This is a genomic window from Brevundimonas albigilva (genome assembly GCF_023573565.1).
Taxonomy (GTDB): domain Bacteria; phylum Pseudomonadota; class Alphaproteobacteria; order Caulobacterales; family Caulobacteraceae; genus Brevundimonas; species Brevundimonas albigilva.
This window is the reverse complement of the sequence record NZ_CP097649.1, coordinates 3,296,796-3,322,021: the sequence shown is the minus strand read 5'-3', so window position 1 is coordinate 3,322,021 and position 25,226 is coordinate 3,296,796. Positions and strand designations below refer to the sequence as shown.

The window sequence follows — 25,226 nt, the reverse complement described above, 5'->3', positions numbered from 1 at the left end:
TATAGGAAATATAATGGTCAGGACAGCGAAATCAGCGCCTTACTTGGGAAATGTGGGTGAGAACGTTTCGGAGAAAGTCGTCATCCCAGCCTGCCCTCTTGAGCTTGATGGAGAGCGAGCCCTTCGACGTGTCCCTGCGCATGACGTCGAGAGCACGGCGACGCAGGATGGCGATGTTGCCCGGGCTGTTATCCTTGCGGTTGCGTGCCGCGTCTTCGCGGAACGACACGTCCAGCTGCCAGTGCAGACTGTTCTCGATAGCCCAGTGGGCGCGTACGGTCGCCAGCAGGACCTCCGGTGTCGGCACCCAGGACAGCGCGAAGTACCTCGTTTCCGAGGTTGTGCCCTCGGCTGTTTTTCGGGTGGCCTCGACCCGTCCAAAAGCCTTCAGGCCCGGGAATTCATGATGCTCTGCCAGAGCCTTGCTCGAAACGACGGTCGCCTTTCGGGTTTCCGTCCGGCCGTGGCCGATATCCTCGGAAAGCGCGCTTGGGTGCGCGTCTGGCTCGGCCCCGAAGCTGGCCCGGGCATCGGACAGGAGCGAGTCCTGGTTGGCCTTGAGCGCCAGGCACCAGTCGCCACCACCCGCGTTAATCGCAGCAACCGTACGGCGATTGCAGTGCAGGGCATCGGCGGTCACCACCTTCCCCTTGAGCGCGATCAGGCCAAGCGCTTCGATGGCGGCCTCCAGTTCCGTACCCCGATCGGCCGGCACGCTGGCCAGCGTCAGGCGCAGCCGCGCCGCATAGGCCGAGACCATCATCCGCGTCCGGCCGCTCTCTCCCGCATCGCGGGCCCCGCGCAGGGCCTTGCCGTCAACGGCGATCACGTCGCCATCACGAAGGAGGGCCGCGACATCGGCCAGCACGCGCCCGAAAGCCGCATCGAGCGCCTTGGGATCGATCATCCGGAACACGGCCGAGAAGGTGTCATGCGACGGAACCGCGTGCTTGAGCTTGAGGAAACCCCTGAAAACGCTTTCCTTTGCGCGCCCGAAGGCCGCCATCTCGGCGCAGGAGGTCGCGCCGCAAAGGACCGACACAAAGGCGATGACCAGCAGCTCACCCAAGTCATGTCGCGTGTTCTCGGCGCGGGGATCGGGGACATCTTCGAAGGCGGACAGGAACAGATGCATGACGGTGATGGGCTCCAGGAGGACGAGTCCACCTTCAGAATCCATCATGAGCCCAGCCACAAGCCATCCCGTTCAGTGCGTCACGGCCATATGCGATTCCCCTGATGTCGGGGCTCATAGCGCTGAGAGTTCTCACGGTGCTTCGCCCCCGCACCGCTTCCGCATCGCTGTGAGCAAAGCACGAAGGGCCGCGCCCGACCCTGGGTGGGCGCGCGCACCCGCTCCACAACGCGGGCGCTCAAAAGCACTGATGTCAGGTGTGCGGTGAAAGACATCACCGATGCGCCCTCCCATGGGGAGGGTCGGGCGCGGCCCGGCGGTGCCGCCGGGCCCTGCAGTTGGGACATGCTTCGCTGAGATTTTCAGGGGCATCTGCCAACGGTATCCTCACACCTCCACTCAAAGTGAAGCGATAAGGGACGCGCCCGATCTTGGGTGGGCGCCAGTCCTTGCCACGAAGCTCTGCGCTCAAAAGCACTGATGTCGGGTGTGCGGTGAAAGACAGCGCCGAGGCGCCCCCTCCTTGGGGGAGGGTCGGGCGCGGCCCGTGGGGGCCACGGGCGACGCAGAGATAAAAACGCCGGCCCCTTGTGAGGGCCGGCGTCTGTGTTCATCCCGGAACGCTGGGCTTAGCCCGCCTGCCCCGCGCGCACCGCGTCTTCGATGCGCTGGCCGACCTCCGCGTCGACGCTCTTCCAATAGTCGAACGCCCGCTCGAGCACCGGAGAGCGCACCCCGCCGAGCAGCGCGCCGCTGACCGTCTCGACCAACTGGCGGCGCTCGTCATCATTGAACACCTCGCGCACCAGTTTGCCCGGCTGCGAGAAGTCGTCATCACCCGGCCGCAACGTATAGGCGCTGCGCACGAAATCGCCGTCCGCCTCCCAGCCGTCATGCACCGCGCCGGTCTCGTCGGACCAGCTGCGGCCGCCGCTATTGGTCGCATGCACCGGTGCGCTGCCGCTGTGGTGATAGGCCATCTGCCCGTCGAACATATAGGTGTTCACCGGAACCTTGGGCTGGTTCACCGGCAGCTGGTGGAAGTTGGTGCCGATCCGGTTGCGCTGCGCATCATTATAGGCAAAGGCGCGGCCAAGCAGCATTTTATCCGGCGAGAGGCCAATCCCCGGCACTGTATTCCCCGGCGAGAAGGCCGCCTGCTCGATCTGGGCAAAGAAGTTCTCGGGGTTGCGGTTCAGGGTCATCTTGCCGACTTCGATCAGCGGGTAATCCGCATGCGGCCAGGTTTTGGTCAGGTCAAAGGGGTTGATATGATAGGTTTTTCCCTCTTCATAGGGCATCACCTGCACCGACATCGTCCAGGCCGGATGCTCGCCACGGGCAATCGCGTCAAACAGGTCGCGGCGGTGGAAATCTGCATCGGCACCGGCCATCGCGCCGGCCTCTTCATTGGTGAAGAACTCCATCCCCTGATGGGTGTGGAAATGGTATTTCACCCAGAACCGCTCCCCCGCCTCGTTCACCCACATATAGGTGTGCGAGCCGTAGCCGTTCATATGACGCCAGGTGCGGGGCAGCCCGCGCACGCCCATCAGATAGGTCACCTGATGCGCGGATTCGGGGTTATTGGTCCAGAAATCCCACTGCATATGATTGTCGCGCAGACCCGAGTCCGGCAGGCGTTTCTGGCTGCGGATGAAATGCGGGAATTTCATCGGGTCACGGACAAAGAAAATCGGGGTGTTATTGCCGACGAGATCGTAATTGCCCTCATCGGTGTAGAATTTCAGCGAGAAGCCGCGCACATCGCGCCATGTGTCGGGGCTGCCCATCTCGCCGGCAACGGTGGAGAAGCGCGCCAGCATCTCGGTGGTTGCGCCCTTTTGGAACAGCGCCGCCTTGGTATAGGCCGAGACGTCATGGGTGGTCTCGAAAGTGCCGAACGCGCCCGAACCTTTGGCGTGGGGCTGGCGCTCGGGCACTTTCTCGCGGTTGAAATGGGCCATTTGCTCGAGGAAATGCACGTCATGCAGCAGGATCGGGCCATCGGGGCCCACGGTCAGAGAGTTGCGGTCGCTTACCGCCGGTGCGCCGGTGCCCGTGGTCGAGCCCGTTCCACCCTGTTTCTTATTCATATCGGTCATCTAAATCCTCCTATAGTGCCCGTGAACTGACCCGGTGCTGTGCGCGGATGCCGCGCGCATCGCCAAGTGTTACATGTCGAGCCTAAGCAACCGGCGCCTTTTGTCAAAACCTAATGCCGTGGATGGCGAAGAACGGCTGTGATGGAGGCTCTGCGAGGGCCTGCGAGATCGGGGCGGTGGAAATCGCCGCCAAATTGCCACAAAATCTTTGCATATTGTGCAGCTTGGGCGCGCAATAGGCGCGGGACAGCGGTCGCAAGGCCACAAAGGAGAGACATAAGCGCAACGGCAGAGGGAATGAGCAGCATGGATGAGGCAATTCTGCTTTGGCTGGACGGGATCGCCGCCAGATCCGAGGCATTCAACGCATTTATCACCGTGATCTCGGACAATCCGCTGATCAAAGGCGTGCCGATCCTGTCCGCCTTCGAAGATGTCCCCGATCCCCGCGCCGAGAACACGCGACATGACTTGGGTGAGCTGCTGGTCATCGCCTTTGTGTCGGTCCTTTGCGGCGCGACCTCCTGCGCCGAGATGGCGGCCTTCGGGCGCGCAAAGGAAAGCGTTTTCAGGGGTTTCCTCAAGCTCAAGCACGCGGTTCCGTCGCATGACACCTTCTCGGCCGTGTTCCGGATGATCGATCCCAAGGCGCTCGATGCGGCTTTCGGGCGCGTGCTGGCCGATGTCGCGGCCCTCCTTCGTGATGGCGACGTGATCGCCGTTGACGGCAAGGCCCTGCGCGGGGCCCGCGATGCGGGAGAGAGCGGCCGGACGCGGATGATGGTCTCGGCCTATGCGGCGCGGCTGCGCCTGACGCTGGCCAGCGTGCCGGCCGATCGGGGTACGGAACTGGAGGCCGCCATCGAAGCGCTTGGCCTGATCGCGCTCAAGGGGAAGGTGGTGACCGCCGATGCCCTGCACTGCAATCGCCGTACGGTTGCTGCGATTAACGCGGGTGGTGGCGACTGGTGCCTGGCGCTCAAGGCCAACCAGGACTCGCTCCTGTCCGATGCCCGGGCCAGCTTCGGGGCCGAGCCAGACGCGCACCCAAGCGCGCTTTCCGAGGATATCGGCCACGGCCGGACGGAAACCCGAAAGGCGACCGTCGTTTCGAGCAAGGCTCTGGCAGAGCATCATGAATTCCCGGGCCTGAAGGCTTTTGGACGGGTCGAGGCCACCCGAAAAACAGCCGAGGGCACAACCTCGGAAACGAGGTACTTCGCGCTGTCCTGGGTGCCGACACCGGAGGTCCTGCTGGCGACCGTACGCGCCCACTGGGCTATCGAGAACAGTCTGCACTGGCAGCTGGACGTGTCGTTCCGCGAAGACGCGGCACGCAACCGCAAGGATAACAGCCCGGGCAACATCGCCATCCTGCGTCGCCGTGCTCTCGACGTCATGCGCAGGGACACGTCGAAGGGCTCGCTCTCCATCAAGCTCAAGAGGGCAGGCTGGGATGACGACTTTCTCCGAAACGTTCTCAATGGCTTACTCGCGTGAGCCATATGCGATTGCCCTGGGAGCCGGATGGGCCGGGTCTTGAAGGTCAGGCCAAGGATCTCGCCGATGCGGACGAAGTCGTCAAAGACGAATTCGTGCCAATCGTGCTCGAAGCCGATCTCACGATACCATGACCGGGCTTTCTCCCTGGCGGATTCGGAGAGTTCGCCCAGCCGATAGACGGTGGTTTCGATGATCTCAGGCATCGGGATCACCTCCGTCGAGCACGTCGGCGAGCCAGCCGCTGGTATAGGTCCACGCCACGGTCTCGCCCGTGGCCAGGTCGAGCACATGCGCGCCGCCGCCAAAGGCATCGACGCGCGGTCTCGAGCAGGTGTTGGCGTATTGGAAACCCCAGCGCCCGGTCAGCCCGAACGCGGCGGCGCAGCGCTTCACGAACTGAATCAGGCGCTCGGGATCGCCGGTGACATCGTCGCGCATCCAGAGCTTGGTCCCGCCGTGTTCGGGCTGGATCGAAAGAAGAAAACCCTCGGACGGCGGCTCCTCCGACGCTCCTTCCTCGGAGAGCGTGTTGTAGAGGTCGAGTGCGCGTGTGGCGTTGTCGGGGGTGCCGACGTCGAGCAGGCAGGAGAAATGCGTGAAAAAGTCGGCCATGGCAGGCTCCTGAAACGACAAAGCCCGGCGCGAGGCCGGGCTGATTGAAGGAATGTGACGGGGTCAGGCGGCCTGCGGCAGCCGGAGAAGATCGGCGGCGGTTTCGCGCCAGAGCTGATCGACCAGACGGGCTTCAAGCCGGGAGGCCTGATAGCGAAGGTCGCGCGCTGATCTATGATCGCCGCGGCCGGAGGCGGCGAAGGCCAGGCCGCGAATCCGGCTCGATTCGGTGACGATGCGCCGGGCTTCGCGGTCACTGGCGACGGGATGCTGCCAGAGGATGACGCCGGCGCGGATGTCACCAGCGAGCACCAGGCCCAGCGCGTTATCCTGCACGACGATCAGCCGGGGCCGGAAATGCAGCGTGTCGTCCGGGCCGATGCGGATGTCGTCGCGCGCGACGCGCATGGCGGCAAGGATCATGGCCTCTTCAGGGGACGCCGCGTCCCCGAGCGGGATGGTCCGGTCGCAGCAGTCGGCGTCGGTGGCCTCGGCATAGCTGATCGTGCCGAGGCAGGAGACGCGCAGCGGGAGCTTTTGCGCGCGATGAAGTCTGGGAAGCACCTTCTCCGCGAGGATCTGACCGATCGAGACGAAGGGGGCAGCACTGGCATGGGTCATCGGGAATACTCCGCGACGGGCGGCGGAGGCCTCTCCTCCACCTGCTATTCCGTCACGGCCGATTGGCCCGAACTCTTACTCTCATCGCCGACGCCGAAGCCGATCCGGTCAGTAGCCGAAGGACCAGGAGGGCCAGGCCTGACCGTCGTCGGAGGCCGTGACCGCCTCGGCCAGATAGGTCGCGTCGCCCTCGATGAGGGAGGGATCGCGCACAGGAGTTTCGTCGATCACGGTGACGCGGGTCACAAGGCCGTCCTCGACCTCGACATGGACGGGCACGAGATACTGGAACACGAGGCGGCGCGTCGGGGACGCGTTGATAATGGGCATGATGATCTCCACGAAAAATGCGGGGAGCGGCAAAGACCGCTCCCCGTTGTCGTGTTCACTCGGCTGCGGCCAGGACGGTTTCCTCGTCCTCGGCATCGGCGCCCTCGTCCTCCTCGCCATCATCGGCGAGGAAGTCCGGCAGCGCCGTGTCATCGCCGCCATCCGTCTGCGCCTCGGCGCCGTTGGCCTGTTCGCCATCGAGCGAGGCGAGGCGCAGCGGCTCGGGCAACCAGCCGGTGTCGGCCAGCAGGCGCTCGGCTTCCTTGGCCATGTCGCCCTTCTTCAGGTGGTCGATGAGCTGCGCAGCCCGCTCGCCGGCGCCTTCGCGAACGGCTTCGAGGATGCGCGGCTTAGTGACACGGCCGAGATAGTTGCCCACGGTCGGCCGCCAGCCCGCCGCCACCATGTCGAGGCCGGTTTCGCGAGCGAGCCGGTCCGCCTGCGCCATCCGCACGTCAAGGCCATGGCGGCTGACGCCCGAACCCGAATGCGGATTGGGCCGCTCGAAGAGCGCATTGACGCCGTAGCTCACGCACAAGGCCAGCAGGTCCATGCGCGTGCCGTCATCGAGATGGGTGAGCCAGTCCCAGAGGGCCTGGTCGTCGGCCGGGACATGGTCGCCCCAGCGTTCATGCCGCTCGTTCACGGCCCGGGCGGAGTCGCTCTCCTTCAGCTCGTCGGACTGAGCCGGAAAGAAGATGTGCCGGACACTGGCCTCGAGGCAGCCCGTCGGCGCGGTGTGCCGGAAGGTATCGCTGACCAGCTTGTGCAGCAACATGGTCATGGCGACCTGCGGATTTTCCGCCACGGCATTGCGCAGCGCCACCGTGCGATGGGCCGTCAGCTCGATCACGAGGCGTTCGGGCAACGGCTTGAGGCTGTCGTCCTCGTCCTCCTCGGGCTCGGCGGGCTGGCCTCCGATAGTGATGACCGCGCGCTGGACAGCGCGCGCATCGTCGCCATCGGCCTCGGTGTGGTCGTCGTCGCCTTCGGACTCGACCGGCGCCTCGTCGTCAGGGCGCACGTAGCCGCGCTCGACCAGCAGCGACCCGTCGCCGTCGAGACTGACGAAGACGCCGGCGATGCGGATCTCGGCCGGATCGTAGGTGACGGGCCGCCGTTCGAAGGCTTCCAGAGCCTGCTCGATCTCGCCCAGGCGCTGATCGATCTCGTCGGGCAGCTCGTCGGCCTCGGAATATTCCTCCTCGATCCGGTCATACTCGGCTCGCAACGCTTCACGCGTGGCGCGCTCCTCATCGGTCAGATCGACGATCGTGCCCGAAAGTTCGCGAAGGCCATGATCGTGGCCGTAGGGAAAGCTCATGGCCACATCGACCCACTTCCAGCCCTCAGCGGCGATTTCGTCGGCGCAGGTCTTGAGCTTCTCGGCGACGAGTCGATCGAGCAGAACGGGGTCCTGCAGCCAGCCGCCGTCGTCGTCCTGGAACAGGTCGCGCAGGATGCAGCCGCCTGCGGCCTGGTAGGCGTCGATACCGACGAAGACTGCGCGCTTGTCGGAGGCGCGGACCGTGGTCTCGGTCAGCATGCGGCGGATCTGATAGGGTTCCTTCGACCAGCTATGGCTGATCGCTTCCCACACCTGCTCCTGACGCGCGTGGTCTTCTGAGATCGAGAAGGCCATGAGCTGTTCGAGGGTCATGCCGTTTTCGGCGTAGATGTCGAGAAGTGCGGGCGAGACGGTGACGAGCCGCAACCGCTGCTTCACCACCTGGACCGGGACGAAGAAGGCAGCGGCGATCGTCTCGTCGGTCATGCCCTTGTCGCGCATGGCCTGGAAGGCGCGGAACTGATCGAGCGGATGCAACGGCGCACGCTCGATATTCTCGGCCAGCGACACCTCGTCGATCAACACATCGGCCTTGGAGTCAGAGACGACGCAGGGGACCGGTGCGGTTTTGGCGAGGCGCTTCTGCTTCACGAGCAATTCGAGGGCGCGGTAGCGGCGGCCGCCGGCGGGGACTTCGAACATGCCGGTCTCCGCACCTTCGGCGTTCACCACGGGACGGACATGGATGCTCTGGATGAGGCCGCGGCGGACGATGGACTCCGCCAGTTCGTCGATGGAGACGCCGGCTTTCACGCGCCGGACGTTGGACTGGCTCAGCACCAGCTTGTTGAAGGGGATGTCGCGTGAGGACGACAGGGTGATCTTCTGAACGGCAGTAGCCATCGGGATGTACTCCGCGACGGGCGGCCGAAAGCCTCTCTCTCGGCCTCCAACCCGTCACGAAAATCCCGTTCCCCCCTCTTACTCTCTCACCCCGAACCGCGAACGCGTCAGGAAAGCCTATCGCCGCGTGGAAGCGCAAAGCCTCAAAGCCGACTTCACGCCTCCACGTATTTGCGCATCAATGCTCGCCGTGCCGTGACCGAGCGGCCTGATAGAGAATGCGCTCTGCCGCCCGGATGCTGCCGGCCTGCCGCGCGGCTTCCGCCCAAACGGAGAGCAGGAAATCCCCCGTGAAGAGGATGTCCCGTTCGATCCCCATGCCGAACGGCAGGCGGAGCGACGACATCTCCTGCAGCGAGAAGGAGCCAAGCTCAGGGTGACCGAGATCGGCCAGCCCGAAGAGCGTGTCGCCATCCTCGTCCAGTTCGGTGGCGAGCCAGACGCCTTCACCCAGCGGGTTGAAGAATTTCACGACCGGCACATGGTCGGCGTCGCGCTGCCGGCCGTTGGCAAAAAGCTGCTCACGCAGCTCGTCAGTCAGGAGGATCATGCCGCCCTCCTGTCACAATCCGGACAGCTCACCTCCGTGCGATCCTCCGCGTGTGCTTCGGGAAGGTGTGCGAGCAGCCAGTCGGCGGCCTTGCTCGCCTGACTTGCGGCCCGCACGATGGCGCGATTGTCCTCGCGCAGGACCTCGAGCCAGGAGCCGATATAGTCCGCGTGGCGGACGGTCGGGACGATGCCGAGTGAGGCGCAGCAGAAGGCGGCGTTCATCTCGGCCACCAGCTCCTCGAACGCATATTTCTTCGTGCCAAAGGAGCCGGAGAAGTCGCGGCCGAGACGGGTGGCGTTGCCGGTGGCGTGACCGAGCTCATGCAGCGCAGTGCGGTGCCAGTTGATCGGCTCGAAATAGGCCTGTGGCGGCGGCACCTGCACATAGTCGTGGGCGGGGACATAGAAGGCCCGATCGCCGCCGATGCGAAAGTCGATCCTCGTCGCCCGGATCAGCGCTTCGACCTTGGGTTCGATCAGGCCTGGCGGCGGAGGCGGAGCCTCAATGGCGATATCGTCGGGCAGGCTCTCACACTGCGCCGCGTTGAAGACCGTGAAATGCTTCAGAAATGGAATAGCGGCCGCCTCTTCGCCGGTCTCGCGTGCGCGGCGCTTTTCGTCGTCGGGCACAAAGCGGTCAGCATAGACGATGGTCGTGCCGTGCTCGCCCTTCCGCACGTTTCCGCCGAGGGCGAGCGCCTGGCGAAAGGTCAGCCAATGCTGGGAAGGAAAGCCGTGCTGGATCACGGCGCCCCAAAGGATCAGGACGTTGATGCCGGAATACTGACGGGAGGTCGCCGCATTCCTCGGCATGGCGAGCGGCGCCTTCGCCGCAGCTGTACCCCAGGGCTGGACCCAGGGAAGCCGGCCATCCTCGAGTTCGGCGATGATCTTGTTGGTGATGTCGTCATAGAGATTGGTGCGGTCACCGGTACGACGCGCGGCGCGATCCATTCTGGCCATCGGGATAAACTCCATGACGGGCGCCGGGAGCCTCTCTCCCAGCCCTCAACCCGTCACGGACGATCCGTCCGCACTCTCGCTCTCGGGGCGTTGCGGGGTGTCCCCGCAGAAGGGGTCGGCCGAGACCGTGGCTCGGCCGCAGGGGAAGGCTTTCCCCGTTCAATCGATCCCTCGTGGCGACCGGAGCCACGAAGGACGGTTGGGCTGAGTTTGAAAGCTTTAAGGCCGTTGAAAAGTGTCAGAAACTCGCATATATTTCTGACAGGAGAATGATGGTGCAACGTCTGACCGAACAGATTCTGGCGCACGCCGAGACGCTTCCGGAAGGAACGCCGCTGGCGGCAAAGAGCCTTCTCCACCTCGGCAGCCGCGCTGGGGTGGACCAGGCTTTGTCGCGTCTTGCAGAACGAGGGCATCTGATCCGTGCCGGGCGCGGCGTGTATCTGCGTCCGGTGAAGAGCCGGTTCGGCGCCCGCGCGCCTTCGGTGGAAAAGGCCGTCGAGGCGCTGGCGGTGCAGCGTGGAGAAGTCATCGTGCCGAACGGCGCGGCTGCCGCAAACGCGCTGGGCCTGACGACGCAGGTGCCGGTCCGCTCCGTTTATCTTACCTCGGGCCGGAGCCGCACGATGACCTTGGGCAAGCAGCTCGTCGAATTGCGCCATGCGCCACGCTGGCAGCTTGCGCTCGCCGATCGTCCCGCAGGCCAAGCGGTTCGCGCGCTAGCCTGGCTCGGGCCGGAGAAGGCGGAATCGGCGCTAAAGGCTCTGAAACGAAAGCTGCCGCCTACGGCGTTCGGCGAACTGGTGGCCGCCGCGCCGCAGTTTCCAACCTGGCTTGCCCGAAGCGTCGGCAAGGCGGTCCATGGCTGATCCCTTTCTGTCCTTGTCGGCGGCGGACCGTCGTGACGTCTTGGGCGTCGCCGCCGATCGGTCGGGGCGGCCCGCCCATCTGCTCGAAAAGGACGTTTGGGTCGTCTGGGCGCTTCAGACAGTCTTCGGCTCCGCGCTCGGCGATCATCTCGTCTTCAAGGGTGGGACATCGCTTTCAAAAGCCTACGGCGTCATTCAGCGTTTTTCGGAAGATGTCGATCTGACCTACGACATCCGAGCGATCGCGCCTGATCTGGTGGGCGACAAGGGCGAGGCACTGCCGACAACACGCAGTGAAGAGAAGCGCTGGTCGAAGGTGATGCGCCACCGGTTGCCGGAGTGGATTTCGGGCACGGTGCAACCATTGCTCATCGACGCAATTGGAGCGCAGGGCGTTTCGGCGGCGACCCGGGTCGAGGGCGAGAAGCTCTTCATCGACTATGAAGCGACCTCAACCGGCTCGGGTTATGTCGCGCCCAGCGTCATGCTGGAATTCGGCGCCCGCTCGACCGGCGAACCGGCCAGCGTACGCGACGTGGTCTGCGATGCGGCGGGCCTGGTCGAGGGCGTGACGTTCCCGGCGGCGTCGCCGCGGGTGATGCACGCCGAGCGGACCTTTTGGGAAAAGGCGACCGCGATACACGTTTTCTGCTTGCAGGAGCGGCTGCGCGGGGAGCGGTTCGCTCGCCATTGGCATGACGTGGTCCGCCTGGATGACGCGGGGATCGCCGACGCGGCAGCGGCTGACCGAGATCTCGCCCGCGCGGTCGCACGTCACAAGGGGATGTTCTTCGCTGAGAAGGCGGCGGACGGGGCGCCTGTCGATTACGAGGCCGCCGTCAGTGGATCGTTGCAACTCGTGCCGAACGGAGAGGCACGCGCGGCCCTGGCCTTCGATTACGAACATATGGTGGGAGACGGATTGCTGCTTGAGGACGCCGAGTCTTTTGGGTTGCTGATCGAGCGATGCGCAGACATCGCCGAACACGCAAATCGCGCGGCGGGATAGTAGAAACTGGGGGAAAGCGTGGGGTTCTACGAGAAATGGTGTGAAGCCACCAAAGAGAAAGACAAGCGCAAGCACTATTGGACCTATGTCGAGAAGGGTGGCGGGCGTGACGAGATCAGCGCCGATCTCGCGAAGACCATTCGCTCCCATTATGACCGGCTCGAGCGCATCGCCGAGGATGTGGAGCGGCTTGGCTACAAGATCGCCGCCAAGATTCTGAGCGAAGCGATGCCACATACGGACAAGGGCCGCTCTGGCGATCTTGGCGAAATCCTTGCGACTGAGCTGGTGGAGGAAGAAATCGGCCTGCGCGTCCCCGTGCGTCGGCTCCGCTACAAGGACGGCCGCAACATGGCCATGCGCGGCGATGACTTCATCGGCGCCGGCTATGGCGGCCAGGACGAGAAGCTTTGGCTCCTGAAGGGGGAAGCCAAAAGCAACAAGAAGCTCGGCAAATCCACCGTGACAAGCGCTCGTAAGGTGCTCGATCGCGACAATGGCCGCTGCACGCCGGACTCGTTGCTGTTCGTCGCCAACCGCCTCCTGGAGAGCAATGATCCCGACGAAAACGCGCTAGGCCGCGACCTCCGCGATGAGGTGGGCTTGAAGTCGCTGCGCGCCGATCGCATCGACCACATGCTTTTCACCGTTTCCGGCAACGGCCCCCATGCCTCGCTGAAGGAAGATCTCGAGGCCGCCGGGACCAATCGCGACCACTACGTCGTGAACATCCACGTCGAAGACCACCAGGACTTCATCGCGGCCATGTACGAAGGGGCGCAAGACCTTGGAGACGCCTGACGAGCTGACCGCCTTCCTCGCCACCGCGACCGTCGACGGCATCCTCGGCCGTTTGCTCTATCGTGGTGCTGCGTGGTCGCTGATGCGGGAAGCAGGCGTATTGCCGCAGACCGCGCCGCCCTTGGGCGCGACAATCGAAACCGACCTTGCCGAGCACGGCTTCGCCTTGCTTCGGGGCGCCATGGCCTTGCGTGCCCAGACCGGCGCGTCAGACTTGACGAACAAGGCATTTGAACGGGCGGCCAACGCCTTCGAAGCGCTGGTAAGAAACGGTGATCCTGAGGCACCCGATCGCGGCTTCCGCCGCACCATCGCGGCTGCCGCCTATCACCTGGCCGGCTTCTCGGCCGTCGCCTATTCGTTGTTCAAGGAGACGGATGAAGATCTCAACGCATCGCCCGGCGAAACGGCAATCCGTCATCTCATCCTGCGGGATCTCGATCAGTTACGTGCCTTCGTTCGCGACTGGCTTAGCGACGAGGCCCACGGCGATGAGCAGATGGGCGAAGCGCTGGGCGGCGATGAGCCTGATATCGACGACGTATTGTCTACCATCCTGAATACGACGATTTGCCGGGCTCTTGCCTACTTCGACTTCGCGCTGGAAACGGGGGAAGAGGAGCCGATCGACGCCGCGCGCGATCTGCTGGCCACTGCGGTCAGCCTCGCCGGCAACGCCGGGAATGTCCCGTTGTGGTGGATCTCGAATCTCTGCCGTCACCTGATTGACGACCTCTGGCAGCATTCGTTGCACGGGAACCTGCCAACGGAGCCACCCGCTGGAACGGAGGAGAAATATCCGGACCTCCGGCGGCTGTTCATCGGTTCGCTGTACGCCCGCAAAACATCCGAGGTGGAGCTTTGGCCGTCTCAACGCGAGGCCGCTCGTCGATCTACGGATGTCACCGACGATCTCGTTGTGGCGCTTCCCACCAGCGCGGGGAAGACGCGCGTTGCGGAAATCGCCGCATTGATGACCTTGTCCTCCGCGCGGCGGGTGTTGATCGTCACGCCGTTGCGTGCGTTGTCGGCCCAGACCGAACGCTCCTTCCGCAAGACTTTCGCACCTCTCGGGTTCAGCGTCTCGTCGCTGTACGGCGCCAGTGGTCTTTCGGCAGGTGACGAGGATGCACTGCGCACCCGCGAGATCATCATCGCCACACCGGAGAAACTCGACTTCGCGCTTCGGAGCGATTCCTCCCTGATCGATGATGTCGGTCTGATCGTTCTCGACGAGGGCCATATGATCGGGCCCAGCGAGCGTGAGATCCGCTACGAGACGCTGGTGCAGCGTCTGTTACGCCGCGCCGACGCGGCCGATCGCCGGATCGTCTGCCTGTCCGCGATCCTGCCCAGCGGCGACGAGTTGGACGACCTTACCGCCTGGATACGCTCGGACGAACCCGGCGAGCCCGTGCGTTCCGACTGGCGACCCACGCGCCAGAGGTTCGGCGCCCTAACCTGGCGCGGCAAGGATGCGCTCCTGCGGCTTGACCTCGACGACGGCGGTCCTTTCCTCGACAAGTTCGTCGAGGAGAAGCCTGCGCGCGGAAGGGAGAAGAATCCGTATCCTCGGAAGAACTCACATCTCGCCCTCTTTGCGGCGTGGGAATTCGCCGGCCAGGGCAAGCGCACTCTGATCTTTTCCACCCAGGCCAACTGGGTCGAGAGCTACGGCAAGCAGGTCGTTGACCTGTGTAAGCGCGGCTAGCGTTCAAAGGTGGACATGGACTTTCCTCAGGCCGTCGCGACGCGGCGGCCGTGTTCGTCGATCACCCGCTCGCCGTCTTCCTTGACGAATGCCCCGCGCTGCGGCGGCAGCAGGTCCAGCACGTCCTCGGACGGCCGGCACAGCCTCACCCCTTCCGGCGTGACTACGATCGGACGATTGATGAGGATGGGATGCGCCATCATGGCGTCGAGAACTTGCGCGTCGCTCAGCGCCGGATCGTCCAGGCCAAGCTCGGCGTAAGGCGTGCCCTTCTCGCGCAGCAGCGCGCGAACGGAGATTTCCATGCGCGCGCTGAGCTGCTCAAGCATCGTGCGGCTCGGCGGCGTCCTGAGATATTCGATGACATGCGGCTCGACGCCGGAATTGCGGATCAGACCCAGCGTATTGCGCGACGTGCCGCACTCGGGGTTGTGGTAGATGATGACGTCCATGATCGGCCTCACGCAACGTCAGGGCGCGGCGAGGTTGCGCCTTCGCTGCGGCCGATCTCGCGCAGCTTGGTGCCAAGCGCAGCCTTGTCGAGGCTGGCCACCGGCAGAGCCGTAAAGACGGAAATCCGGTTTCGCATGTAGCGGAAGGCGGCGACGAACGCCTTTTCCTTTTCGATGTCCCGTCCGACGACGGCAGCGGGATCTTCGATGCCCCAATGCGCGGTCATCGGCTGGCCCGGCCAGACCGGGCAGGCTTCGCCGGCGGCGTTGTCGCAGACGGTGAACACGAAATCCATGACAGGTGCGCCGGGTTGGGCGAACTCCTCCCAGCTCTTCGAGCGGAAGCCTTCGGTCGGATAGTCGAAGCTTCCGAGCACCTTCAGGGCGAACGGGTTGACCGCGCCCTTGGGCATGCTCCCGGCCGAGAAGGCACGGAAGCGACCAGCGCCGTCCTTGGCCAGAATGCTCTCGGCCAGGATCGAGCGGGCCGAATTCCCCGTGCAGAGGAACAGGACATTGTAGATGCGGTCAGTCATGGGCGGCCTCCTTGGCGGCGAGAGTTTGAGGCGGGCAGCAGGGCGAAAGATCGGCGATCAGCGGCGCGCAGATCTCGGGGCGGCCGCCGCAGCAGTCCTTCACAAGGAATGTGGTGAGTGCATGCACAGCCTCGAGCCGCGCCCGATAGATAATTGAGCGGCTGTGCCGCTCGGCGTCGATCAGGCCGGCGCGCGTCAGCGTCGCAAGATGCGTCGACATGGTGTTGTGCGGGACGTTCAACCGGCGGGCGATGTCGCCTGCAGCTAATCCGTCCGGTTCGTGCTCCACCAGCAGGCGGAACACGTCGAGGCGGGTCGGTTGCGCGAGCGCGGCGAACGCAAGGATGGCGGCATCTGATTCCATATGTCGAGACTAATCGACATCTGGTGGTGAGTCCAGAGGCACGAGTTGTCCTTATGGAGAATGGCAGGTTATGCCGGGCCTATGCCTAGCCGCGACAGAAAGCGGGAAGCGAGCCCGACGAAGAGTCCAGCTCGCTATCCCATCAACTCGTCAAATCGCCTAAGCGGCCAAGGGCAAATCTTGTCTGTCCCCGCTGGGGTCTTCCACCGCCTTCTTGAGGAAGTGAGAAAGTGCGGCCTTTCGGGAATTCCGATCTAGAGCGTAGGCGGTCTGCTTGAACTTGACCCCATCGAGCAGCCCCTGAACGTAGCCGGAGATAGTGTCGGCGGCCATGATGAGGGCGGTGTCGAGCGAATGGATGTATTTGCTCGTGACGGTCCCCTTTGAGTGACCGACCAGCGCGGCGATGGTGACCTCGGTGAAGCCGAGATCGTTTGCGATGCTGGCGAAGCTGTGACGCAGGACGTGCGGCGTTACATCTGCCAGCGGCGAGTCCCGGAAAATCTGCCGCCAGTGATTGGGGAATCCGCCAAAGGCGTTGTCCTCGCCCTGGCCGGGGAAGACATAGCTGCCCGTCGCGGTCTTGCGGCGTTTCTCTAGATACTCGACCACGGCGAGGCCGATAGGACGGATGGAGGCGCCTTCCTTGCTATCCTCCAGACGCATGCAGCTCGCGTCAGTGTCCGCCTCGGTCCACTTGAGACCGATCATCTCGCTTCGGCGGCAGCCGGTGAGCGCGATCTGTCGGATGATCTCGACCGTCATCCCATATTTCGGGGTTTCGGCCGCTTCGCGCAGAATCTCGCCGAGCGTGCGGTACTCCGCCTCGGTGAGACGACGGTCGCGGACATTGTCCTTGGGCTTGCGGATGCCGTGCACGGGATTGGCCGTGATGATCCCTGCCTCCATGGCGTAGGTGAAAATGCCGCCGACGAGTCCGAGCGTCCGCGTGGCCGTACCGGCGCCGCCTGTCACGATGGACTTGCCGCGCAGCTTCTTGGTCTTCACCGACACTGCCGTCTTGCCCGCCATGATGTCCTTCAACACCTTGGTCATGTCGGCTTTGACGAGATCCTTTACCCGGCGCGTGCCGATCAGCGGAATGATGTGTCGATGAATGCGACCGGTATCGCTGACGATGGTCGTTGCCTTTTTCGGTCGGCCTCCCTTTCCGAGAATGAGACCGGCTTCGAGGTCCTTGAGATACATCGCGCACAGTTCTTTGACGGTGATCGCCTGATGATCCAGCAGGCGTTCCTCGGAGGGGTTATCACCCTGTGCGACGCGACCGAGTTGCACCTTAGCTTCCTGCCGGGCTGTCTCCGCCGTCCACACGCCATGAAGGCCGATTGTGAAGCGGCGGGTTCGACCTGCGGCGCGGTATTGGATAAGGTAGCTGCGTTTACCGGACGCGAAGATGCGAAGGCCGAAGCCGGGAAGTTCGTCGTCCCAGATGAAGTAGTCCTTCTCGCGGGCTACGGCAGCATCCACGACTCGTTTCGTGAGCTTGGCCATTACGCGATTTCCCCCTGGAGAGCGGGCTGTTTCCGCGGAAGCACCACGGAAGCAGCCGGATGAAAGTCGGAGCGAAGTGTCGGATATGGATTTCGGCGGGGAAAACCGGATTGTCCATACGTTTCAAAGCGTTGTAGTATCATGGCGTGTCCTAGCGTGCATTTCGGATAGCCAGGACAAATTGCTCCGAAGGCTGAAGTCAAGGGCTGCTGGTTTGTGAGAGACGTAGAAAAGGAGATTGTTTACAAAGGTTTGCGGGAGTTACCGTTGAGGCTTCCACCCTACAGGTTTTCCGCGTAAGCACTGCGTAAGCAACAGGCACCCATAGCTCAGCTGGATAGAGCGCTACCCTCCGAAGGTAGAGGTCTCAGGTTCGAATCCTGATGGGTGCGCCATCTCTCAGACAGACAGTACGATCGCTTTCAGGCTCCTTCATGAGGAACTGGGCGGAGCTGATGGCGCCGTTGTGACGCTGCGAATGCCTCCAAGCCCTGCGGGACTTGACCAGCATCGCTCGCAAGCGGCACGCGTAATGGCAGAACTTACCTGCGACTTCTCGCCGTTCACGAGTGTTTCGGCATCCGACAGCTATTGTCGGACGCCGACATTCAAAGGGGTGCTCAGATGCCGCACTGTTGATTGATCTAGCAGGGAGCGTAGCGCTGTTCCTGATCAAGCTAGCGCGAAGGGGGGCTAGCCAATGCTACAGATCGTGCAAGGCATGTATTTCCGGCCGGTACCGCTCACGGACACGCTACACCGGGGTATTTTTTATACAAACCTGCGCGCCTTTCGTGAGCAGACACTGACCTTCGTTTTTGGCAGGCTGCTGCCTTCGACGACATTTGATGGTCCGCGCACCTTCACGGTCGAAGCGCGAGAGCAGCTGGAAGCCCAGAGCCCCTCCGGGACGCTTGAAGTCCTCGCCGCCACCAGTGGCGACCAGTTGCTCGACGAGGTTGCCGCAGTAGTCGCCTTCTGTACCAACGCCACTTGCGTCCGCGACCATGACATGGCGCGCCGGCTGATTTCTGCTCAACAAGGAGAGGAAAGAAATCGCCGCGGTCCCGCGAGCCTATTGCGCCAGACCTTCGACGCAACGGTTATCCTCACGGACGAGGGTGTAGCGGACCTTGAACGCTTCACGCGCTCACTCCTCGGGCTACAGCGCAAGAGCTACGAGGCGGTCATCAGGGCCATACGCCAGATCGTCGATGCGACGCTTATCGTCGATGAAGACGCCGCATTAGCATATACATTGATGGTGGCGGCTCTAGAATCACTCGGCCAAGCGTCCGAAAGCGAACCCGCTGTCTGGGAGGACTACGATCCGTCGAAACGACATCGGATAGACGCAGCCACCCAAGGACTTGACGACGTTGTCCGCGCGCGGATCGAGAGCGCCGTGCTTGCAAATGAGCATCATGGTCTTCAGCGGCAGTTCGTCGCCTTTGTGCTAGATCACGTTGAGCCCTCCTTCTATCGGAACGAAGCTGTTGGCGCGATCCGACCAATTAAGACTACCGAGCTCCCAAACGCGCTGCGCCAAGCCTATTCTATCCGCTCGCGAACCGTTCACGCTTTGGGGCGCTTGGCTCGGGAGGTTTGGATGGCAGGCGATCGTGCCGATACGGCATTGCTAGACACCGGCATTGTCCTAAGTTTGGAAGGACTGTCACGCCTGAGCCGTCATGTGGTGCGGCGCTTCGTTGAGCGTGCTCCTCAAGGTGTCGATTCGACATTCAACTACCGCTCAGCACTACCCGGAATCATGCCGGGCCGCTGGGCAGCGCAATATTGGATCGGAAGGGCCGGGGGGTTCAATCGTGATACCGCTGCCGAGTATTTCGATGGAATGCTAACATATCTGATCGAGGGGCTATCAAAGCGTAGCGAGACGGGTCTTGTCGATATGAGCCCTGTTCTAGAATCCATCGAGGGCACGGCGCTCGGCCTTTCCAAACGAGAGGATCGCCTTGCGATGGCCGGGATCATGACGGTCTGGAACACGGTCGCTCCCCCGGACCGTCGTCGCAGGCTCAAGCCGAAGCTCGCCAAGCGGTTTGAGGCCGACTTGGCGGAACCGAGCATGGTGAGCTTCGCAATCGGAATGGTGCTCGGACGGCCGATTGAATGGTCGTGAGGCGCCCCCTTCCTGATCCCTCGTTTTGAGTGAGAGTCCGTTTCATCAAAGGAGACGGACGTGAAGAAGAGCAGGTTCAACGAGGCGCAGATCATTGGCGTGCTGCGCGAGCAGGAAGCCGGAAGCCCGACGGCGGAGGTATGCCGGCGGCACGGGATCAGCGAGCAGACCTTCTATCGCTGGAAGGCGAAGTACAGCGGCATGAGCGTGTCGGACGCCCAGAAGCTGAAGACGCTGGAAGACGAGAACCGGCGGCTGAAGAAGCTGCTGGCGGAGTCGATGCTGGACGTTTCGGCGCTAAAGGATCTTCTGGGAAAAAACTGATTGGGCCTGCAGCGCGCAGAGCGGCCGTGCTTCGTCTGATGGCGGAGCGCGGCTTCTCCCAGAAGCGCGCCTGCGGGCTGGTGCAGATCGATCCGAAGACGGTGCGGCGCGAGCCTGGACAGGGCGACGCGGAGGTGCGCGAGCGCCTGCGTAGCCTGGCGGCTGAGCGCCGCCGGTTCGGCTATCGGCGCCTGGGCATCCTGCTGCAACGGGAGGGCGTCAGCATGAACAAGAAGCGGCTATTCCGGCTCTATCGGGAGGAAGGCCTGGCGGTGCGACGGCGACGAGGCCGGAAGCGAGCCACCGGAACCCGTGCGCCCATGGCTGACGCCGCAGGCTTATGCAGAAGCGCTCACCGGACACATCGGCCGGCCTGCTGCGCTGGTTGGAGGCTGCGCTGACCGGCCTCTTGCCAACCCAGCCGATCACAGCTCAGATCAACCTAGGACTCTCGTTATGGCTGGATGAGAAACGGGGGTCACGTCAGTGGATAGCATACTTAAGGTATCGAAGATCGAGCGTCAGATCAGGCATGACGCGCATTCCCGGTTCCCGGCTTCCGTTCACACGAGCTGCGCGCGATGCTCCAAAGCCTTTGCAGGAGGCCCCGCTTTTCGATCTCAGATGGGGAATCCAAGCCGAGCCCATCAGTGAGCATGACCATCTCCGAATCCGTGATAGATGTATGCGCCGGTCATACATATTCGAGCGCTTGATGTCTATGCGTGACGCATATATTCTTCCCGGATGGAGCCCGAGGCCGCCAAATATCATTTTGGTGCACTTGCGCTCGCGGTAGCTGACAGCATCGCGAGCGCATCAGCCTCGCTTTCGCCGAGCGGCCCCGCGGCTGCATTGATGGTTTTTCTCAGCTTCGAGCCGGGATTACCTATCAGTGTCCTGGCGAGCCGGATCCGGCTTTCCCATGCGGGAACGGTTCGATTGATCGATAGGCTCGAATCCGATCGCCTGGTGGAAAGGCGGCGACACACGGCGGACAAGAGGGCGCGCTTTATCCACTTGACCAATGCAGGTGTGAAAATGACCGGCGCTCTGCTCAGAGCGCGCGAACAAGTGATTGCAGCGTGTGTCTCGCCGCTGTCGACGGCTGACCTTAACAAACTAGGCCGACTGTCCGAGCGGCTCCTTATCGCAAATGGTTACGAGAAATCTGGTGTCGAGACTATGTGGCCCGTGGTTGGCTACCGGGGACAGACACCGGCTGAAAATGCATCTCAGCCCGCCCGCCAGCTGCGCCGGCGCCCTTCGCACAAGGGCTGACGAGAAACCGAGGCAGGCTTGATATCTTTGGCATCGATCGCATTAGACTTTCTCATATGCATACTGGCCTTCTGGTTCGGGTATTCTGCGAACCGAGGCGGCACGTGCTTGGTCGTAGCGGCTCATGAGTTGCAGCAACGGCGCCGACCAAGAATGTTCGTCGGATTTGTTGCGGCGTCTGCGGCTGCTGGCCTTATTGCGATACCGCTCGCCTGGTTTGGGACGCTGAACGCGACCCTCCCACTCTCGACGAGCGTCAACGGCCTCCTCATCATCGGCGCCATCGCCTTCGGCCTCGGCGCGCTCATAAATGACACCTGCCTGCTAGGTTCACTGGCACGGTTAGGGGACGGAGAGATGCGGTTGCTTGCCCTTCCTGCCGGACTGGCAATCGGCATCTTGGCCGCTGATTTCGGCCGGTTTGGCGCCGTCGCGACATGGCCAAGTTTCATCGCTAGGCCGAGTGTCCCTGGGGCCGCGACGCTTCTTGCCTTAGCCGTGGTGCTCGGGCTAGCGGCGATTTCGTGTCACGGAAGACCGCACCGCAAAGAAGGCAGAACTGGGCGTTTGGCGCTTCAATGATTGGCCTTGGTATCACTGGTGGGCTTCTCTACGCTCTGTCACCAGCATGGACATTCGCTGACCTTATCCAACGCGGCCTTCCTCTTCGAATGTCGCCAACAGGCGAGGTCGCACTGGTTGCGGTCATTGCCTCAGTTGCGGGAGCCATCACGGCATCCGTGCGCCAGGGTCGCTTGCGTCTCCAGCGGCCGACGGCCGCCGGCATCCTGCGGTCGATCGCCGGCGGCGCGTTGATGGGAATAGGCATCGGCCTGATACCCGGTGGCAACGACGCTTTAATCCTTGCCGCAATGCCTACGCTTTCTCCGGGCGGCATAGTCGCCTACCTCGTGATGACGACCACGATCGTTTTCGGATTCGAAGCGCGTGACAGACTGGCCAGGAACGGCGCGTCAGGCCAAGGGAAAAAGTAGACGGTCCAGCATCGTTCGTGACACCTTTGAGTACCGGCTCCGCAGGTCGTACGCCTTTCGTGGACCAATGACCCTGATAACTGTCTCGAAAGATCCTGCGTCGAGAATTCGGTAAAAAGCGTGATAGGCGTCGTCACCGCAGACGTGGGTGTCTGTTGCCTCGTACCCCCAATTCTTGCGCGAGAATTCAAGGTTGAGAAACAGCTTCCCGGTGTTCGGTCCGTCTGCGAACTGAACGTCTACTCGGTTGCCGATCGCGCAGTACCGATATTGCCGAGACGCTGAGAGTTCGCGGCCATCCCGAAGCCGAAGTATCCCGCTTTCTCGATAGGTGAGCGTGGATTCACCTGTCGAAGCAAAATCCGCGTCGCCAATCAGTTGTTCGCCCGTCGGATCGACGTTGCGACGAAGCGCCCACTTTCCACGGAGCGTGTCCAAGACCATCGTGCCTATGCTCACAACCGATCGGTGGTCATCGGCCCCAGGCGCTCATTTTTGGGTTGGACCGACGCAAGCAGCAGCACAAGTGATGCCGCCAGCAAGACTGCGTCCTTCAGCAGAAACTGGCCAGGAGCGGCAGATATCGCAGGAAAGCCTCCAGCAGTCGGCTCCCCGACCCCAGGCGTCGTAAAAAAGAAGGTTAGGGTGATGAAGTAGGTCGCCGCCGACATGAGCGCGCCAAGCGCTGAGAAGGATGCGCGGAAAGCCCCTAAGGCCAGCACGACTGCGGTCGACAGCTCGATGACGCCGACAAAGTAACTTTGGCCCTGTACCCCGAACATACCCAGCCAACTCATGATCGGACTATGGCCGATGAAGGGGGCGATGCCATCGGCCTCGTAGGCCGTGAATTTCATCGCGCCGAACCAAGAGAAAACGATCACGAGCGCCCATCTCAACAGCGCCAGTTCCTTCCGACTGCGCTCGGGCACAAGCAATTCATACCGATCGAAAATACTCATATCGAACTCCTCAAAAGGGGATGATCGTCAGGGCGTCACGGACGATGGTGGCCGACTGGGCAATCGGTACAGCGGGCCTGATCGCACAGACGACAGGTTGCCAAGCCGCCGTGGGGGTCCGAGAACAGCGACGACAGGATGTTGTCCGCGGCCCGCTCCAGCACGACGCGATCGTCAGCCGACACTTTGCTCAGCAGCTCGGACACCGCCGCGTTCCGCAGACCTAGCAGCTTGGTCCGCTCCACCTGACCACGCGAGGTCAGCGAGACATGAACTACCCGGCGGTCAGAGGGCGATGGCGATTTCGCCACCAGGCCTTGCTCGCCTAGCCTCTCGACGACGCGAACTGCACCTGCATGCGAAAGCCGGAGAGTTTGCCGTACCTGGCCGATCGACATTCCTGGCGCGTGACCGATCGCGATCAAAGCCGCGGCCGTCTCGCCCCCCGCATTGAATGCTTCAGCGATCGCCAAGCGCACGCGGTCAGACACCGCTTGAGACAGCGCGCCAAAGATGTTGATCAAGCGATCCGAGGGGTCATCCATCGCCGCGACTCACGCAATATATGCGTCGCGCATACAGTATCTGTGGGCCGGTGTCGAGCCTCGTGCCGGAGTACAAGCGTTCGCTGGAAGGCTTAGACGTCGTCGGTGCCTACCGGCCCACCTTCGCCCTCCATCCGATTGATCGCACGCACATCCTTGGCGTTGAATTTAAGCCTCACGCCGAGCCCTCCACTATTGTCCTCGCCGATGAAGACCGCGCCGCCGCGTTCGAGCGCGTCCCGCAGCCGCGTCAGATCTGAGGCTGCAAACACGCTGGCGCCGGCTTCGAATTGAGCTAGCGCCTCTTCCTCCAAGCCTGCGATCTTGGCGACATGTGATCGCGGCCACTGAATGAGCGCTCTCGCTGCACGTGCTAGTGGCCCATTCATGTTCAATGCCTCCGTTTCGCGAACGCATCTTGTCGCCAAGATCCGACTTTTCCCGCAACCGATCCGCTAGATGAGCTTCGCCATCACCACGGCGACATCCGCCATGCGTGTCGCAAAGCTCCACTCGTTGTCGTACCAAGCAAGCACGCGAACCATCCGGCCATCGACGACATCGGTCTGGGGTAGCGCGACGATCGAGGATTCGGTCCGGTGGGTCAGATCCACAGACACCAATGGCTCTGTCGTGTAAGCGAGCACCCCACTCATAGGACCACTCGCAGCCTGACGAATGGCGTCGTTCACTTCGTCGATCGTGACCTCCCGGGATGCGGAAATAGCGAGATCGACGACCGATACGTTCGGCGTTGGCACGCGGATTGACGAGCCATGAAGCTTGCCTTTCAGTTCTGGCAGCACGCGTCCGATTGCGTTCGCGGCTCCGGTCGAGGTTGGGATCATCGACAGCGCGGCTGCCCGTGCGCGGTAGAGATCCTTATGCACGGTATCCAGCGTCGGTTGGTCACCGGTATAGGCGTGAACCGTGGTCATGTAGCCCCGCTCAATGCCACATAGATCGTTCAGGATCTTCGCGACGGGCGCGAGGACATTCGTGGTGCATGAGCCATTCGATACGACGACATCTTCGGTTGTCAGCGTTTCGTGATTGACCTTGAAGACGATCGTCTTGTCTGCCCCCTCGCTGGGCGCGGAGACGAGCACGCGCTTTGCTCCCGCACGGATGTGCGATTCAGCCTTCTCCTTGGAGGTGAACAAACCCGTGCATTCGAGCGCCACGTCGACTCCAAGCTCATTATGCGGAAGCTTTGATGGATCGCGCTCCGAAGACACTTTGATTTTACCGGACCCGATGTCGATCCAGTCTTCGCCGGTGGCTATCGATCCTTGAAAGGGGCCGTGAACTGAATCGTACTTCAGGAGGTGCGCCAACGTAGCAACCGGCCCGAGGTCGTTGATCGCAACCACCTCGATGTCGTCACGCCGTAGTTCGACGATCGACCTTAAGGCCAGTCGTCCGATCCGACCGAAACCGTTGATTGCGACCTTGACCGTCATGCCTGTTTCCCCTGGTTCGCCGAACTGGCTACGGCATACGCACTTCGCTCAGTGCCGCCTGGCACGCGGTGGTCGTCTCCAGCAGCGAAAGCTTGCCGATCAGACCATCCTCATTATGTATGCGCCACGCATAGACCTATCCGTCTGTTGGCTGCAGGTCAACGAGGCAATGTCGGCATGGAGGATTAGGTTTGCGCCGCCCGGTTTCATAATCGACCTGGTGATGGCACGCATGCCGGTGAGA

General features: G+C 62.7%; 27 protein-coding genes, 1 tRNA gene and 1 pseudogene. 12 read left to right on the top strand and 17 right to left on the bottom strand.

The window, feature by feature from the left end; translation table 11 throughout:
* Positions 1-31 precede the first annotated feature (31 nt).
* Both M8231_RS16750 and M8231_RS16745 read right to left on the bottom strand, forming a co-directional pair.
* Complete coding sequence (locus tag M8231_RS16750) at positions 32-1,135, bottom strand: ISAs1 family transposase (protein ID WP_217846306.1); 1,104 nt, start codon at positions 1,133-1,135, stop codon at positions 32-34.
* A gap of 629 nt (positions 1,136-1,764) precedes the next feature.
* A complete protein-coding gene (locus M8231_RS16745) occupies positions 1,765-3,240 on the bottom strand; it encodes a catalase (protein ID WP_015740141.1) in 1,476 nt (491 codons plus the stop codon).
* Between the two features lie 297 nt (positions 3,241-3,537).
* Between M8231_RS16745 and M8231_RS16740 the strand changes: the two genes are divergently transcribed.
* Together M8231_RS16740 and M8231_RS16735 are read left to right on the top strand one after the other, a co-directional pair.
* Positions 3,538-4,740: an ISAs1 family transposase gene (locus M8231_RS16740; protein ID WP_250201981.1), complete on the top strand. Its 1,203-nt coding sequence runs from the start codon at positions 3,538-3,540 to the stop codon at positions 4,738-4,740.
* Complete coding sequence (locus tag M8231_RS16735) at positions 4,737-4,874, top strand: hypothetical protein (protein WP_250201980.1); 138 nt, start codon at positions 4,737-4,739, stop codon at positions 4,872-4,874. Before M8231_RS16740 ends, M8231_RS16735 begins: the two co-directional genes overlap by 4 nt.
* Positions 4,875-4,938: 64 nt before the next feature.
* Here M8231_RS16735 and M8231_RS16730 read toward each other — a convergent pair whose 3' ends face one another.
* From M8231_RS16730 to M8231_RS16705, 6 genes are all read right to left on the bottom strand, one after another.
* Positions 4,939-5,355 (bottom strand): hypothetical protein, encoded by a 417-nt coding sequence (locus M8231_RS16730; RefSeq protein ID WP_250201979.1) that lies wholly within the window; start codon positions 5,353-5,355, stop codon positions 4,939-4,941.
* A gap of 63 nt (positions 5,356-5,418) precedes the next feature.
* Positions 5,419-5,976: a hypothetical protein gene (locus tag M8231_RS16725; protein WP_039248223.1), complete on the bottom strand. Its 558-nt coding sequence runs from the start codon at positions 5,974-5,976 to the stop codon at positions 5,419-5,421.
* 108 nt (positions 5,977-6,084) lie between these two features.
* Entirely contained in the window at positions 6,085-6,306 is a 222-nt protein-coding gene (locus M8231_RS16720; RefSeq protein WP_039248299.1) for a hypothetical protein, read from the bottom strand.
* Positions 6,307-6,361: 55 nt separating this feature from the next.
* Entirely contained in the window at positions 6,362-8,497 is a 2,136-nt protein-coding gene (locus M8231_RS16715) for a ParB/RepB/Spo0J family partition protein (RefSeq protein ID WP_039248222.1), read from the bottom strand.
* 178 nt (positions 8,498-8,675) lie between these two features.
* Positions 8,676-9,047 (bottom strand): DUF2958 domain-containing protein, encoded by a 372-nt coding sequence (locus M8231_RS16710; RefSeq protein WP_039248219.1) that lies wholly within the window; start codon positions 9,045-9,047, stop codon positions 8,676-8,678.
* Positions 9,044-10,027, bottom strand: coding sequence for an ArdC family protein (locus tag M8231_RS16705; RefSeq protein ID WP_240484727.1), 984 nt, complete (start codon positions 10,025-10,027; stop codon positions 9,044-9,046). Before M8231_RS16705 ends, M8231_RS16710 begins: the two co-directional genes overlap by 4 nt.
* A gap of 257 nt (positions 10,028-10,284) precedes the next feature.
* Between M8231_RS16705 and M8231_RS16700 the strand changes: the two genes are divergently transcribed.
* The 4 genes from M8231_RS16700 to M8231_RS16685 are packed head-to-tail and all read left to right on the top strand — an operon-like array spanning position 10,285 to position 14,402.
* Complete coding sequence (locus M8231_RS16700) at positions 10,285-10,881, top strand: DUF6088 family protein (protein WP_240484734.1); 597 nt, start codon at positions 10,285-10,287, stop codon at positions 10,879-10,881.
* Positions 10,874-11,890 (top strand): nucleotidyl transferase AbiEii/AbiGii toxin family protein, encoded by a 1,017-nt coding sequence (locus tag M8231_RS16695; protein WP_140926861.1) that lies wholly within the window; start codon positions 10,874-10,876, stop codon positions 11,888-11,890. Before M8231_RS16700 ends, M8231_RS16695 begins: the two co-directional genes overlap by 8 nt.
* Before the next feature lie 18 nt (positions 11,891-11,908).
* Positions 11,909-12,691 carry a HamA C-terminal domain-containing protein gene (locus M8231_RS16690; protein WP_039248215.1) on the top strand — a complete coding sequence of 261 codons (783 nt, stop codon included), beginning with the start codon at positions 11,909-11,911 and terminating at the stop codon, positions 12,689-12,691.
* Positions 12,678-14,402: a DEAD/DEAH box helicase gene (locus M8231_RS16685; RefSeq protein ID WP_250201978.1), complete on the top strand. Its 1,725-nt coding sequence runs from the start codon at positions 12,678-12,680 to the stop codon at positions 14,400-14,402. Before M8231_RS16690 ends, M8231_RS16685 begins: the two co-directional genes overlap by 14 nt.
* A 26-nt stretch (positions 14,403-14,428) precedes the next feature.
* Here M8231_RS16685 and arsC read toward each other — a convergent pair whose 3' ends face one another.
* From arsC to M8231_RS16665, 4 genes are all read right to left on the bottom strand, one after another.
* On the bottom strand, positions 14,429-14,854 hold the full coding sequence (arsC, locus tag M8231_RS16680; protein ID WP_039248784.1) for an arsenate reductase (glutaredoxin): 426 nt from the start codon (positions 14,852-14,854) through the stop codon (positions 14,429-14,431).
* 8 nt (positions 14,855-14,862) lie between these two features.
* Positions 14,863-15,390, bottom strand: a complete 528-nt coding sequence (locus tag M8231_RS16675; RefSeq protein ID WP_039248782.1) for an arsenate reductase ArsC — start codon at positions 15,388-15,390, stop codon at positions 14,863-14,865.
* Positions 15,383-15,754 carry an ArsR/SmtB family transcription factor gene (locus M8231_RS16670; protein ID WP_039248779.1) on the bottom strand — a complete coding sequence of 124 codons (372 nt, stop codon included), beginning with the start codon at positions 15,752-15,754 and terminating at the stop codon, positions 15,383-15,385. The genes M8231_RS16675 and M8231_RS16670 overlap by 8 nt, the downstream gene beginning before the upstream one ends.
* A gap of 159 nt (positions 15,755-15,913) precedes the next feature.
* Positions 15,914-17,269 carry a tyrosine-type recombinase/integrase gene (locus tag M8231_RS16665; RefSeq protein ID WP_039248776.1) on the bottom strand — a complete coding sequence of 452 codons (1,356 nt, stop codon included), beginning with the start codon at positions 17,267-17,269 and terminating at the stop codon, positions 15,914-15,916.
* A gap of 318 nt (positions 17,270-17,587) precedes the next feature.
* On the opposite strand from M8231_RS16665, the gene M8231_RS16660 reads away from it, so the two are divergent.
* The 6 genes and pseudogenes from M8231_RS16660 (at position 17,588) to M8231_RS16960 (ending at position 22,012) form a co-directional block, all read left to right on the top strand.
* Positions 17,588-17,664 (top strand) — tRNA-Arg (locus M8231_RS16660).
* 305 nt (positions 17,665-17,969) lie between these two features.
* Positions 17,970-19,412, top strand: a complete 1,443-nt coding sequence (locus M8231_RS16655) for a hypothetical protein (RefSeq protein WP_250201977.1) — start codon at positions 17,970-17,972, stop codon at positions 19,410-19,412.
* A gap of 60 nt (positions 19,413-19,472) precedes the next feature.
* Positions 19,473-20,062, top strand: a pseudogene (locus M8231_RS16650) (transposase); the annotation flags it as partial.
* A 421-nt stretch (positions 20,063-20,483) separates the two neighbouring features.
* A complete protein-coding gene (locus tag M8231_RS16645) occupies positions 20,484-21,017 on the top strand; it encodes a MarR family winged helix-turn-helix transcriptional regulator (RefSeq protein WP_062342490.1) in 534 nt (177 codons plus the stop codon).
* 153 nt (positions 21,018-21,170) lie between these two features.
* Complete coding sequence (locus M8231_RS16965) at positions 21,171-21,599, top strand: YeeE/YedE thiosulfate transporter family protein (RefSeq protein WP_284150799.1); 429 nt, start codon at positions 21,171-21,173, stop codon at positions 21,597-21,599.
* Entirely contained in the window at positions 21,596-22,012 is a 417-nt protein-coding gene (locus M8231_RS16960) for a YeeE/YedE thiosulfate transporter family protein (RefSeq protein ID WP_284150798.1), read from the top strand. The genes M8231_RS16965 and M8231_RS16960 overlap by 4 nt, the downstream gene beginning before the upstream one ends.
* Here the strand turns inward: M8231_RS16960 and M8231_RS17015 are convergent.
* From M8231_RS17015 to gap, 5 genes are all read right to left on the bottom strand, one after another.
* Positions 21,992-22,456 (bottom strand): DUF6314 family protein, encoded by a 465-nt coding sequence (locus M8231_RS17015; protein WP_250201976.1) that lies wholly within the window; start codon positions 22,454-22,456, stop codon positions 21,992-21,994. The genes M8231_RS16960 and M8231_RS17015 overlap by 21 nt on opposite strands.
* An 11-nt stretch (positions 22,457-22,467) precedes the next feature.
* Complete coding sequence (locus M8231_RS16635) at positions 22,468-22,974, bottom strand: YkgB family protein (protein ID WP_062342483.1); 507 nt, start codon at positions 22,972-22,974, stop codon at positions 22,468-22,470.
* 35 nt (positions 22,975-23,009) lie between these two features.
* Positions 23,010-23,519, bottom strand: coding sequence for a MarR family winged helix-turn-helix transcriptional regulator (locus M8231_RS16630; RefSeq protein WP_062342481.1), 510 nt, complete (start codon positions 23,517-23,519; stop codon positions 23,010-23,012).
* A 92-nt stretch (positions 23,520-23,611) separates the two neighbouring features.
* The gene (locus M8231_RS16625) at positions 23,612-23,833 is read right to left on the bottom strand and encodes an XRE family transcriptional regulator (protein WP_197430705.1); all 222 of its coding nucleotides are present in this window, start codon (positions 23,831-23,833) and stop codon (positions 23,612-23,614) included.
* Between the two features lie 141 nt (positions 23,834-23,974).
* Entirely contained in the window at positions 23,975-24,982 is a 1,008-nt protein-coding gene (gap, locus tag M8231_RS16620; protein ID WP_062342479.1) for a type I glyceraldehyde-3-phosphate dehydrogenase, read from the bottom strand.
* Positions 24,983-25,226 lie beyond the last annotated feature (244 nt).

Coding starts and splice junctions, on each gene's coding strand:
- M8231_RS16695 (WP_140926861.1), top strand. CDS start 10,874: ATGGCTGATCCCTTTCTGTCCTTGTCGGCGGCGGACCGTCGTGACGTC.
- M8231_RS16700 (WP_240484734.1), top strand. CDS start 10,285: ATGGTGCAACGTCTGACCGAACAGATTCTGGCGCACGCCGAGACGCTT.
- M8231_RS16670 (WP_039248779.1), bottom strand. CDS start 15,754: ATGGAATCAGATGCCGCCATCCTTGCGTTCGCCGCGCTCGCGCAACCG.
- M8231_RS16645 (WP_062342490.1), top strand. CDS start 20,484: ATGGAGCCCGAGGCCGCCAAATATCATTTTGGTGCACTTGCGCTCGCG.
- M8231_RS16665 (WP_039248776.1), bottom strand. CDS start 17,269: ATGGCCAAGCTCACGAAACGAGTCGTGGATGCTGCCGTAGCCCGCGAG.
- M8231_RS16630 (WP_062342481.1), bottom strand. CDS start 23,519: ATGGATGACCCCTCGGATCGCTTGATCAACATCTTTGGCGCGCTGTCT.
- M8231_RS16655 (WP_250201977.1), top strand. CDS start 17,970: ATGCTACAGATCGTGCAAGGCATGTATTTCCGGCCGGTACCGCTCACG.
- arsC (WP_039248784.1), bottom strand. CDS start 14,854: ATGGACGTCATCATCTACCACAACCCCGAGTGCGGCACGTCGCGCAAT.
- M8231_RS16965 (WP_284150799.1), top strand. CDS start 21,171: ATGTTCGTCGGATTTGTTGCGGCGTCTGCGGCTGCTGGCCTTATTGCG.
- M8231_RS16730 (WP_250201979.1), bottom strand. CDS start 5,355: ATGGCCGACTTTTTCACGCATTTCTCCTGCCTGCTCGACGTCGGCACC.
- M8231_RS16705 (WP_240484727.1), bottom strand. CDS start 10,027: ATGGAGTTTATCCCGATGGCCAGAATGGATCGCGCCGCGCGTCGTACC.
- M8231_RS16740 (WP_250201981.1), top strand. CDS start 3,538: ATGAGCAGCATGGATGAGGCAATTCTGCTTTGGCTGGACGGGATCGCC.
- M8231_RS16720 (WP_039248299.1), bottom strand. CDS start 6,306: ATGCCCATTATCAACGCGTCCCCGACGCGCCGCCTCGTGTTCCAGTAT.
- M8231_RS16675 (WP_039248782.1), bottom strand. CDS start 15,390: ATGACTGACCGCATCTACAATGTCCTGTTCCTCTGCACGGGGAATTCG.
- M8231_RS17015 (WP_250201976.1), bottom strand. CDS start 22,456: ATGGTCTTGGACACGCTCCGTGGAAAGTGGGCGCTTCGTCGCAACGTC.
- gap (WP_062342479.1), bottom strand. CDS start 24,982: ATGACGGTCAAGGTCGCAATCAACGGTTTCGGTCGGATCGGACGACTG.
- M8231_RS16710 (WP_039248219.1), bottom strand. CDS start 9,047: ATGATCCTCCTGACTGACGAGCTGCGTGAGCAGCTTTTTGCCAACGGC.
- M8231_RS16635 (WP_062342483.1), bottom strand. CDS start 22,974: ATGAGTATTTTCGATCGGTATGAATTGCTTGTGCCCGAGCGCAGTCGG.
- M8231_RS16745 (WP_015740141.1), bottom strand. CDS start 3,240: ATGACCGATATGAATAAGAAACAGGGTGGAACGGGCTCGACCACGGGC.
- M8231_RS16750 (WP_217846306.1), bottom strand. CDS start 1,135: ATGCATCTGTTCCTGTCCGCCTTCGAAGATGTCCCCGATCCCCGCGCC.
- M8231_RS16960 (WP_284150798.1), top strand. CDS start 21,596: ATGATTGGCCTTGGTATCACTGGTGGGCTTCTCTACGCTCTGTCACCA.
- M8231_RS16725 (WP_039248223.1), bottom strand. CDS start 5,976: ATGACCCATGCCAGTGCTGCCCCCTTCGTCTCGATCGGTCAGATCCTC.
- M8231_RS16715 (WP_039248222.1), bottom strand. CDS start 8,497: ATGGCTACTGCCGTTCAGAAGATCACCCTGTCGTCCTCACGCGACATC.